This is a genomic window from Candidatus Zixiibacteriota bacterium (genome assembly GCA_021159005.1).
Classification (GTDB): domain Bacteria; phylum Zixibacteria; class MSB-5A5; order UBA10806; family 4484-95; genus JAGGSN01.
In genome coordinates this window covers 10,984-23,113 of the sequence record JAGGSN010000111.1, presented here as the reverse complement: position 1 = coordinate 23,113, position 12,130 = coordinate 10,984, and the positions used below count along the sequence as shown (strand labels likewise).

Genomic DNA, 12,130 nt, shown 5'->3' with positions numbered 1-12,130 from the left:
CAGAGAGAATATTATGAGAACTTCTAAAATAAAGTCGTTGATTAAAATAGTCGAAGAATCAAATATCGACGAACTCGAGGTTTCCCACTGGGGAAGCAGGGTTCTGATTCGCAAAAAAGTTCGCCAAATCGGAGATAATAACGGTCATAATCCTCAAGTCAAAGCGGCTATTCCCGATAAATTAATTGAGATAACACCCGGCCAAGCGGCGGAGATAAAACCAGAACCTGCGCCTGTAAAAGCGGAAAATCGCTTAGAGATAAAAACACCGATGGTTGGCACTTTTTACAGAGCGCCTTCGCCAGATGCTAAACCGTACGTTCAGGTTGGCGATAGGATAACTCGCGGTCAGATTATATGCATTATAGAGGCTATGAAAATAATGAACGAGATCGAGTCGGAATACGACGGCATAGTTGTCGAAGTATTGGCTCAGAATGCTCAACCGGTACAATTCGGACAGCCTCTATTAGCAATAGAACCGGCCTGATAAACAAGTTTGCTAACAATTTCCCATACTTTCAACAATATCATCTGAGGGGGAGTCGATGACATTTAAAGAAATTATCCAACAGATGTTGACTCGTAAAGGTTCTGATATTCATCTAAGGGTTGGCTTAAGACCTACCTTGCGAATAGACGGCAGGCTTTTTTCAGCAGATGACCAGATTTTAATGCCGCAGGATATGGAAAAAATTCTGTCGCAGGTTTTAACAGAATCTCAACTTCAAAAATTCCATCAGCGAAGAGAGATGGACCTGGCTTTGTCAATTTCCAAGATGGGCAGGTTCCGTATTAATCTCTACAAACAAAGAGGCACTGTCGGTATAGCGATAAGGCATGTTAATACAGTAATTCCGACTTATAAGGAATTAAACCTTCCGGACACAATTAAAGATATTGCCGAGGCGAGGAAAGGGCTGGTAATTGTTACCGGCACTACCGGTTCCGGCAAATCGACCACGCTGGCATCGATAATCGAGCATATCAACTCGACGCGCTCTGAAAACGTCCTGACTATTGAAGATCCGATAGAATATATTTACCGCGATAAAAAATCGATTATCTCACAACGCGAAGTGGGCGGCGATACCGAAAGCTTTGCCACGGCGCTCCGTCATGCTTTCCGTCAAGACCCAGATATCGTTCTAATCGGTGAGGTTCGCGATGCCGATACTATGGGCATATCCCTGACTGCAGCCGATACCGGACACCTTGTACTTACTACTCTTCACACTATGAACGTTGTTGAGACAATCACCCGAATCATCTCGTTCTTCCCGCCGCATCAGCATCAGCAAATCCGCTTACTGTTGGCGGGTACATTAAAAGCGGTTATCTGCCAGCGTCTGCTGCCGCGCTCGGACGGCCCCGGTCGAATTCCCGCTATAGAAATCATGATAAGCACCGCTTCTATAAGGGAATATATTATCGACCAGATGAAAACTCCCGGAATACCTGAACTCATCGAGCAGGGAACTGTCCAGTACGGGATGCAGAGTTTCGACCAGTCAATTATGAAGTTATTCCGTTCCGGTTTGATTTCTTATGAAGAAGCGCTGGCTCAGTCATCCAACCCTGAAGATTTCGACCTCAGATGCAAGGGTATAACCTCCGCCTCCGACCGCGGCTGGTCTGAGTTCTCTATGGATGATAAAAAAGACGATAAGTTAGGCTTTTAATAAACCCAGATTTTGCTATAGAACTGCAAATATAGTGTATCTTATTATACACCAACGAGTAAGGGTGTATTGAATATGCCCTCTTTTTACTTGTCTATGAAGTTGTATTTTATACAATCGTGTAATGGTATCGATTCATAATAATGCCTTGCATGATAAATGCTGTTGGGCAAGGGCACCATCAGCAAAACAATAATCATTGCCATAATAAAATTCTAACTGAAAAACAGGTTATTAATCGAATAACCTTTATTTGACTTCACTACTGTCGGGTCTTTTCGATTTAGTTTTTCAATAATATATAGTAAGGCGAAATTTTCTTGAATTATAATCTAAGCAGCAGCAAGATGTTGGACAATTCCAGTAAACATCGACATTTCATCTTTTATTTTGTTAAATATTTCGAGATAAAATTTTAGTAATTGATTTTAATTCGATGATTATCCATTTACGTCATTCCCCCGCCGCGGCGGGGGAATCCAGAAAACTGTTCGTTAACTCAAGGGTGGATAACAAGAATACCGTGCCCCGTGTCCGCAGACAGGCGGGCGCCGGCCGGCAGGATGTGTCGGCATGACCAATTTCTGGACTCCCGTTTTCACGGGAGTGACGTTGATTATAATGTTCTATAGAAGGCCGGATAGTAATGATTTGACTTATAAATAAAAAAGGAACGTCCGGCAGTTGCCGGACGCCCCTACATAGTCGGTAGACTATTTTAGTAAAAGCTTACTTAGATTGAGTCGGAATTATTTTGGAACCAGTAACAGGAGGAGTTTCACAATTCGGCCAGCCAGCTGGTGCTGTTGCTGGAGGAGGATCGAAAGCTGGATCTGCGGGATGCCAGCAAGGCAGGTAATCTACGCAATACGATATCTGCTGAGCACCTCTGAAGTAGCCTACCATCTTAATCACGTCGCTGCCCATTACAATACAGTCGCCATTAGCGTCAGCTGAGGCCCAGAAGTATGGGTTGCCAGCGCTTGGGTTGTGCATATAACAAGGAACCGACGTAGGTGAGCCCTTGAAGAAGTTAACCAAGAAGGTAACGTCGCCGCCGATTACTCTCGGTATCCACAGACCTAATGACTGGTTAACGTCGCCAGCCATGTATTCATAACAATCACTGCCTGCGGTTACTAGGAAGTGAACCGGAATAGTAGTTGTCGGAGTTACCGGATCATTGGATTCGAATATCACGTTTCCGTAATAATCGCCCTCAGTAAGCTGAGCAGCATCCATTGTTACCTCGACAGGCACAGGACCTGGCGCAACAACGGTGCCCGCATCGATGTCGGTGTACAACCAGGCAATTTCAGCATCTAAGGAAAGATTGTAATCTACGCCGTAATCACCGGATTCATCACAATAAACACTGGCAACAGTCGGGCCAACCCATATCGTGTAAGTGCCGGCACCTAACGTGCCATAAATCCGTCCTTCCGTACATGGACTCGGCAGAGAAATTGCCGCATACATTCCTATGCTGTCGCAATTTGTGGCATCTAACAGATACATGTTGCATGGGAATTCGGAAGTTATGCGAATATCAATGTTGGTCAGACCAGCAGTCGTGAAGTTGTACCAGTCGGTATCTCTGTTGAAATTGCCGCCAGTATCAGCATCGGTTGAGTAGCCGGTACCACATACAATAGTATTCCAAGCTATATCTTCGAATACAACTGGATCGCCATTACAACCGTCGTTATCACTATCGCCGCAAACTTCAGCTTCGGCAATACCTTCACCCGGACATGAGACGGTGCAAGCAGGAGCTTCGCAAGTTTCGGTGCGACCGCTGACATAGTAGTATTCACTCCAGTCGGCATCATACGCGAAAGCATCAAATAAAGAAAGCCATCCACTGCCAGCATTATCATTGAAATAAGAGTAGCAAGGAACAGGAGGCGGAGTCGCAAAATCAGTCATACAATAAGCAACATATTCCTGCGCGTCAGGATAATAAACGGACATGAAGAACGGAGCATTTACGCAAGTCAAAGGCGGTGCATCAAGAACAAAACCATAGAAAGCGCCGCCAGCTGGGAATGTATAACTGTAAACAGGTGTATTAGTGATCCAGGCCCCAGGAACCGGGCAGGATGGATCTGTCATATCAGCTTCGTAAAGAATAACTGCGAAACTAACATCTTCTTCAACAGTGTTGTTGCTGTAAACAGCTATATTAAGAGAATCAATTTGGAAGGGATATGTTCCGGAAGGATCACCACAAACGGCAGGATCCATGAATACTGCCGCTTCGGAACCATCACCAAACGCACCCAAAACATACATTTGCGCACCTGTCATTATCAGGTCACAATACATTTCGGTAGCCGTTTCATCATTAGAACCGCTTCTCAAATCAATATGTTTAGAAACGCTCTTAAGCGTTTCAGGGTCGTTTAACGATGGCATAGAGCCGCTATTATTGACGGCAGATTTTATCGAAACATCGCCAGAGAGAGAAACATTGTCAAAGGTCGGGGTTTTTGCGATTGGAGCCATAACATCGCTTGCGCTGAATGGAGCGCCGGTATTCTGCTCAACGATAACATCGAAGTCGAGGTCCATCTCGCCATCGTTGTAAACATTAAGAGTTTCGGTATCCATTCCGCCTTCAGGAGCAGTGCCATCAACCGTTGTTGGATCGACTCTGATTTCCGGAGGCGCTGCGATTGTTATGTCAAATTCGCCATTACCCATACCGCCGGCCCAGCCGCCGATACAGATCAGGTAGGATTCACCAAAGGTTGTCATGAATGAGGCTTTTGAAGGACCGCCGCCTTGCCCGCAACCGTCGTCATCATAAACTATACATTCATGGTTGATACAGTCATCTGTAAAGATGCCGAGGAATGCATCATAAAGAGTGGCATCGCAGAGACTGACTTCAGCCATTCCAGTACTGGAGGGCGTATATCTATACCAGACATCTGATTGCAGGTCTGGGTCGCAATCGCCGTTATTGTCGGTTGTAGCACCGATATTGGTGAATGGATAGTCGGTTACTTCGCCAATCTCGAAAGCATAAGCACAATCATCATTAACAGGAGGACCCGAATATTGGAAGGCAAGCCAGGCTTCATACGGGAAACCGTCGCCAGTCGGGCCATCCGCACATGGATAACCGCTGTATATTCCGTCAGTAGAGACGAAGAACATTATGTCGGAATTGCCATCAATAGCTGTTATAACAGAGGTTGTTTCGCATTCAGCAATACCATTACCGCCTAAATATGTATAGCAGCAGGTATCCGCGCCATCTGTACTCATACTATCTAATTCCATAACAATTAAAACAATCGGGCAGGATCCGGCAGCGCTCCAGATAATCATAGTATCCTGAGGAGGTGATGTCCAAATGAACCAATCGGTATCTCTTGTGCCGCCATCACCCCAAACAGTACCACAAATATGTTCATCGATACTAACCGAACCAAATATTGGAGGTGCGGAGTTGCAGCCGCCATTGTCATCGTCGCCGCAGACTTCGCCTTCAGCTGTAGCGCCCGGTGTACAGGTGTAGTCGCAATAGCCTGTAGGAGGACCAGCTGTTAAAGTAATCAAGTATGGGCCTTCCGAGGCATCACCAATGACAGGATACCAATAAGATCCGGCAGCTAATCTTTTGAAATACAGAGTAGTGTTGCCGTCACCGCATTCAGTATCGTTTTCTTCTTGGGCAAAGACCCAGCCGTTTGGCGGGCAAGGACAGGATGGACTTAAAATACGATAGTAACCGGTTCTAACCGGATCGGTGCCGCAGAACTCAAGCTTAACATCAAGCTGAGCTTCCGTATGGAAATAAATCCAAGACATAGCAGTAGTTAAGGAGTCGCAGTTCGGATCGAGGGTTGCGCCATAGTTATTGCCCTCATAAACGAGAGTGCCGCCATCATAAAGCAGAGAATCATAATCGATTTCTGTGCAGTCGTTGTAATCGCAAGGCGGAGGGCAATCTTCTACAGTAACATCTAAAACATAATTGCCGCAGTTGCCGCTATAGGCATCTACTAAAATCCAGTAAGTGCCGGCTTGCAGACGATAGCCTTCTATGCGGGATAGGCCATAGCCGGAAGACATACAACCATCATCATCAGTGGCAACAGCTTGAACGCCGCAATCATCCATCAGCCACAGATAAGTATCAAATGTGTCTGGTGAATTACACAATGAAACAGTTACGTCTTTGCATTCGGTCAAGGTGAATTCATAAACAACGTCTTCACCCGGATAGCCGTAGTCATGACGGAAGTCACAGCTATTATTTGCATCCGTATATGGGAATGATGTAATCATGAACGGATCATCACACATGTCGCCCTGCGGCGGAACGAAAGCGTCCGTAACAGCATAATCGAAGCGGAATGCGCATAATGCGTCATAATAATCAAGCACGTAAACCGGCAGATAATATGTGGCCGGACCGGGCAGAGCATAGAAGCGGTAAATTGGCTGATAATTACAAGCAGGATCTTCGCCCCATGCAAAGAAATCCGGAGCTATAAAATCAGCGGTATCACATGAACAGGTTTCGAATAATACCGCCCAGATAGTCCAGATATCGCCGCCAAGTTCGGTATAGGTTTTGCAGAAGTCTATCTCAATGTCGTTTGTGGCATTAGGTGCATCAATACAAAACCAAACGCACTCGTTGGTGTTCAAAGCCGGGCAGTCAACAGTCGCCTCGACGCAGGTGCCATCCTGAGTACCAGTGCCGGAAATTGCAATGCAATTCTGACAGGAATCATTAGGCGGAGCATCTAAAGCGGCTCCCTGAGCAGGCTTGACCGTAATCGGGGTGCCAACTGTGCGATGTTGAATATCAGTGCTTCTCATGTCAACACTTAGAACAGTGCCGTTGGCCATAGGGCTATTGGCACTTTCGCTAATAGCGGCTTTTGAAATGGCAGTATTATCGGTAGATAAAACCGCTGAATTATTGTCAACAACATCAGCCCAAGCAAAACTGAAAGCTAAAACTAAAATTGCGGTCAATAAAAGACATTTTTTCATTTACTTTTCCTCCATAAAAAAATTGGAGTTAATTTTTGTTTAATTACATTACCATCTAACGAGTTACCTGATTTCCGCTAAATTAAATTAATTAACAACTTTACCCCTAAAAAATTACTTCTCTTTACTCTTTATTCCTTTCTAAACATCCGTTAAGTATATTTTACATATTCAGATTGTTTTGGCAAAATCTACCGCTTCAAAATTCTTAATTTAATCACTCTTGCTTTTATTAAAGCATATAACATGCTCATTTTTAAAACATCTGAAAGCAGTAACTTTTTTACTTAAATTGGGATGTTTTGCTATCCCAAACAAATCCGAAGAAAATAAAACACTAAAGAAAGTTTATTTTGCTGATTCCTTAACGTATGCTTTTATACTTCTCCTCCCATCATTAAAATTGCTATTTGCTTCGAGGTTAACTTAATACCTAAATTCCACTTAAAGTTATTTATTTGTTGCTTATGAAGTAATTAATTCACATATTTTTCTTGCTTGCGTTTTCATAAAACGCTTAAAATTCCTTAAAGTTTTATTTTAGTTAATAGTTCGTAAACATTAATACGATTTAGAATAATTAAGGATGCTTTTAGATACAAAACCATGTTTGCTACCTCTGCTGTATTGTATATAATTATTTTCAAACTGTCAAGCTTTTTTTAAAGAATTCGCCTGCGATAACGTATAAGGTTACCCATTTAAAAGTATCGTTAATTTTTGCTTTCCGATTGGCTGCCAAGCGCCGTTTTGCAAATCAGGATTTTAACAGAAGGTCATATCGATAAATAACCAACATAAAGGAAATATTTCAATAATTCTTAAAACCTATAAATTATTGGTAGGACAGTAGCGGATCGGATTCCGGCTCGCCGAAGGCGAGAAAAAACCCGACACCTTGTCTCGGCAATATAAACCTCTTTCCCTCAGTAAATTACTTATCAGAGTCGAAACGTCGGGTTTTTCACTACGGGGCTGTGATAAAAGATTGATTGAGCAATCATTGCGGACATTTTGCTAATAAATCAGATGTATTGTTTGTAGATAAGCCATTGATTTGCAAGGGCATCGCGTAGGGGCGTATTGCAATATGCCCCTATAAGCGCAATGGGATATAGACTTTTATAACTTTTGGCGCAAGCTCCTGCGGTCAAAACTAAACCTACTAAATGCTCTTATGAAATTTACTAATTAATACTTTTTGTCAACAACATGCGTGAAGTCAGAAGTTACTTCTGACTTCACTACTCTACCTTAATCTATTTGCCGGATTGAGATGGTATTATCGTCGAACCCTTTAAAACCGGCGGTATCTGGCAATTTGGCCAGCCGGAGGGTGGGTCGGGGGGAAGAGGTGGCCAGCATGGCGTATAGCTGATACAATAATCAATTGAGCCAGTACCTCTAAAATATGTAACCAGCTTGGTAGCATCGCTGCCCATGACTATGCAGTCGCCGTTAACATCTGCCGAGGCCCAGAAGTATGGAACATCACTTGCTGGATTATTCATAAAACATGGCTGAGAGGCTATTATGCCTCTGAAATAATTAATCAGATATGTAACATCCGAACCGATTACTACCGGCGGCCATAAACCGATATGCATATTAACATCGCCGGTAAGATAATTGAAGCAGTTGACAGTAGGAGCGCAGGTGATAGTAATTATGCCGCTGCCGGTTGCGCCGCCATTGCCGCCAACGCAAATCAGGTAGTCAATTCCGGCACTCACAACAAATTGTACATAAGATGGACCGTTTAATATACCGCAGCCATCATTATTTGTCGCTATGCAGTTCATGTCATTGCAATTATCAAAAATACCGACATAGGTGTCAAAATTAGAATAGCATAAATCAACTGTTAAAGTGCCGGTGCAGGCAGCGGTATATCTAAACCATATATCCTTTTGTAAAGCTAAACTGCAGTTGCCATTATTATCAGTTGTTGAACCTAACGTAGAAAACGGCGTATCGCCATCATTTATTGCGGAAGCATTTTCGCAGTCATTATTATCGGGCGCCGATTCTAATGTATCGCCAGTGATTACAAACGACAGATCGAGCGATTGAATAATATCATCCGGCGGATAATATGTGCAGTAAGAGAGGGTAATGCTGTAGGGATCAATTATATGGCCAGCCAAATTATAATAATCGTTAATATCAATCACGCAATTGCCGTCACAATCTGCCGCCGGATAGAAGCCATCAACCTCGTATGGCGGCAGCGAAACTCCATTTAAATAGTTGATCAGTAAAATAAGATCGGCTACGGTTGCTGCATATCCGTCATCATTGATATCGAAAGGAGTATACGGGAATGTCGGTTCATACAATTCTCTTCTGAAATTATCAGGAAATTGTACCCAGACGCTGTTATCATTCCAATGGTCGCTGGATGATTTCCAACCCCATACAATCGTATCGGGAAGCATATCCTCGATAAAAGCAGATATACTCAGCCAGTAGATAACGCCGTTTTCCTGCTCGAACCACAAGCTGTCGGGAAGTAGTATATCATAGCGCCAGTATTCCCAGTTATCCATAGGATTTACTTCAGTTACAATCTCGGCGGGAGTAAACCAACCCTCGAATGAATCCGCTGCCAAAGGAAATTCTTCAAACATACTTCGCCCTATTGTATTTTCCCAGACTAAAAGACCGGGCATGCTGTAGCCGGTAGGACTTTGATTTGCCGGTACATCATAATGGATTCGCACTAAAAAACTGTCAATGTTTCCTGTTAAGCCTTGACGCCATGAACCCCAAAAATGAATATCTTTAACCCAGCCTGTCTCCGAGCACATCCAGTCATCGGCCAATATCATCGGCCAGGTAGCATTAGCATCCCAGCCTGTTTCATCAGGAAGCTGCGGGAAGTGCATTTTATAGTCCCAATTACCGCCGCCGGGAGTTATATAAAACACCTCGTCTTCAACCTCACCCCAATCATCGCAAGTTCCGATAATGCCGCTTCCCGGGCTTGGCGTATGTATTCCTGTATATTGTTCCCAGTTAAGACGGAGTCGAATCGGGTAATATCCCGGCTCTCTGATGCCTACGAAACCGGTAATTGTGCCAATCACCGCATCCCGACCAAAAGGGCCGTTCCAGCCGGTTATCGGATTGCCTGTCCAGCTTCCAATATATTCGGATGCGTGTTCAAATCTATCGTTGCCGTTCCAGTCAACCCAGGCATCCACACAATCTTCCGAGCATGACAGGAAACTACCGGGATTAGCCGAATACGAGGAAGAAACTACGAATCTTAATGTCAGGTAGCCATTAGCTAAAACTGCGCCAATTAAGCCATCGTCGTCATTGGTTATGCCTTGAGTGTCATCATCATAAATAGGAGCAGGCTCATTATCCGATAGCTGCCCCAGTCGCTCGTATGTTTGATCTTGATGGCAGGCAATTGGCATGTAGGGTGCGTCGTTGTAATCAGGGTCGCCGGTTTGCGGTGCTGGACGGCCGGATTCGCCGGAAATCACAAATGCCATATCAAGCGAACCATAGCAGGCATGATCAATGACCCCATTCATAAGCGAGAAGTTATTTCCCTGAATTTTAACCGAGACCCAGGCAGGGTTGAAATCCTCAATATCCAAAACGTATGTCCACAACCCTTCGTAATTTTCAGCGGCAAGGATTATTTCACTGTCTATGAATTCCTCTTCCAATGATTCAACCGGCGGACTTGTTGTATCGACCCACAGCTGGTTCGACCAGCATAACGATACTACTGCCATTGAGGGCCAAGAATGCGTGTATTTAACTATATCGAATTCAATCCTGATAATTTTTTTCCGAGTAGTATCCATCGGATGGTCATAGAACCAGATATTCCACGAGTTGGATTCCGGATAGTAGTACCAGCCCTCACCATAAGCGTCCGAACCCCAACCCCAGGCAGAATCGCCGCTTTCATTTAAGTAAGAAGTAAAAGTGTTTGAAATCGGTATCGCCGGTTCGTAAATATCTATCCAGTAGAAGTCGGGGTTTAAACACCAGACAGTCTTGTCATTCCAGTGATTTTCGGATGAATTCCAACCCCACTCAATCGTATCAGGTTGGGCGCCTGCCAAAACCGCAGAGATATTCAGCCAGTAAACAGTACCCTCCTCCTGCCAAAACCAGTTGTCCTCATCTAAAAAGATATTGTATTGGAAATACTGTAAATGGTCATTATCAAGAATTTCGCCGCTGTTTGGGTCAAACCAGCCTTCCAAAGTATCCGGAGTAAATGGAACGACTATAACATCATTATAAGGCACATCTAATGTCCATAAGGGCGGGTTTTCCGGCATGCTGTAGCCGGACGGATTCAGGCTGTCGGGAATGTCATCATGGATACTCAATATAAAGTACTCGATTTCTCCTGCATAATCATGTTTCCATGAACCCCAGTAATGAATATCTTGAATCCAGCCTGATTCGGTGCATAGCCAATCGTCTGCCAAAGTCATAGGCCAGGAAGCATTAACACCCCAGCCATCTTCATCCGGCAGCTGCGGGAAATGCATCTCGTAATTGTCTCCCGGTTCCCAGTCGGCTATTGCGCCAACAGTTATAAAACTTACTACCAAAACAATAACCGCTAAAATAAAAATACTTTTATGCAACTCACTCCTCCTTATCACTCATTCTCAAATCAGATAAAACATAAATTCACCCCCGCTTGATGTAAAAACCAATTAAATTTTAAAATATTCAAGAGCTATTAAAGCTATCGTTGAAATACTAATTATCGGAAATGCCAATTATTATAACTCAATAGAAATCAATATTGGCATACTTGATTCTCTTTGGATTAAAATTATAATGGCAGACCTAATTTGATGATAAAATTTGTTAATTAGATTATTGCTAACATCCTCCTTGTGATTAGAACGAATAGTTAATTAAAATATCCTTCTCGACTTCAGGGTAAAATTACTTTATTACCCTAATGAGGTTATTACGCAAATAATTGTAGATGCTCAGCTCTTTACTAACTTGATGCATAACTATTATAATATATAGAGAAAAATCAGCCATTTGTCAAGGGATAATTGACTTGGAGTTTCCTCATTTTTTTTTTTATTATTTTTTCATAACACAGCAAGTCGGGTTCCGAATGAGTCCGCCTTAGGCGGACGAATGAAAAACCCGACACCTCTCGCAGTATGATTTCCACTTTTTTAAATGTTAACTCTATGAAATAAATTAAATTATAAAGAATTTATGCAGGATTTTCATGCGTTGTCAGGAACCCTTTCCTGACGACATTGGTACGCTAATAAAAGATAGCAGGAAAGGGTTCCTGCCATCGCGATAAATTACTTTTGCTTCTGCCATCGCGATAAATTACTTTTGTTGTCGGGTGCGGAGACTCGATAAAACGAGGAATAATTTTTCACAAAAAACAATTTACTTTAACCCTA

General features: G+C 43.3%; 4 protein-coding genes. 2 read left to right on the top strand and 2 right to left on the bottom strand.

Annotation, left to right across the window (positions count from 1 at the left end; translation table 11 throughout):
- The first annotated feature begins 13 nt into the window (after positions 1-13).
- Both accB and J7K40_07025 read left to right on the top strand, forming a co-directional pair.
- A complete protein-coding gene (gene accB, locus J7K40_07030) occupies positions 14-490 on the top strand; it encodes an acetyl-CoA carboxylase biotin carboxyl carrier protein (protein MCD6162150.1) in 477 nt (158 codons plus the stop codon).
- Positions 491-548: 58 nt separating this feature from the next.
- The gene (locus tag J7K40_07025; GenBank protein MCD6162149.1) at positions 549-1,682 is read left to right on the top strand and encodes a PilT/PilU family type 4a pilus ATPase; all 1,134 of its coding nucleotides are present in this window, start codon (positions 549-551) and stop codon (positions 1,680-1,682) included.
- Between the two features lie 729 nt (positions 1,683-2,411).
- Here the strand turns inward: J7K40_07025 and J7K40_07020 are convergent.
- Together J7K40_07020 and J7K40_07015 are read right to left on the bottom strand one after the other, a co-directional pair.
- Positions 2,412-6,701 carry a hypothetical protein gene (locus J7K40_07020; protein ID MCD6162148.1) on the bottom strand — a complete coding sequence of 1,430 codons (4,290 nt, stop codon included), beginning with the start codon at positions 6,699-6,701 and terminating at the stop codon, positions 2,412-2,414.
- A 1,259-nt stretch (positions 6,702-7,960) separates the two neighbouring features.
- On the bottom strand, positions 7,961-11,329 hold the full coding sequence (locus tag J7K40_07015) for a hypothetical protein (protein ID MCD6162147.1): 3,369 nt from the start codon (positions 11,327-11,329) through the stop codon (positions 7,961-7,963).
- Between the last annotated feature and the right edge of the window lie 801 nt (positions 11,330-12,130).

Excerpts from the sequence above, each read along its gene's own strand:
- accB (MCD6162150.1), top strand. The coding sequence starts at position 14 with ATGAGAACTTCTAAAATAAAGTCGTTGATTAAAATAGTCGAAGAATCA.
- J7K40_07025 (MCD6162149.1), top strand. The coding sequence starts at position 549 with ATGACATTTAAAGAAATTATCCAACAGATGTTGACTCGTAAAGGTTCT.
- J7K40_07020 (MCD6162148.1), bottom strand. The coding sequence starts at position 6,701 with ATGAAAAAATGTCTTTTATTGACCGCAATTTTAGTTTTAGCTTTCAGT.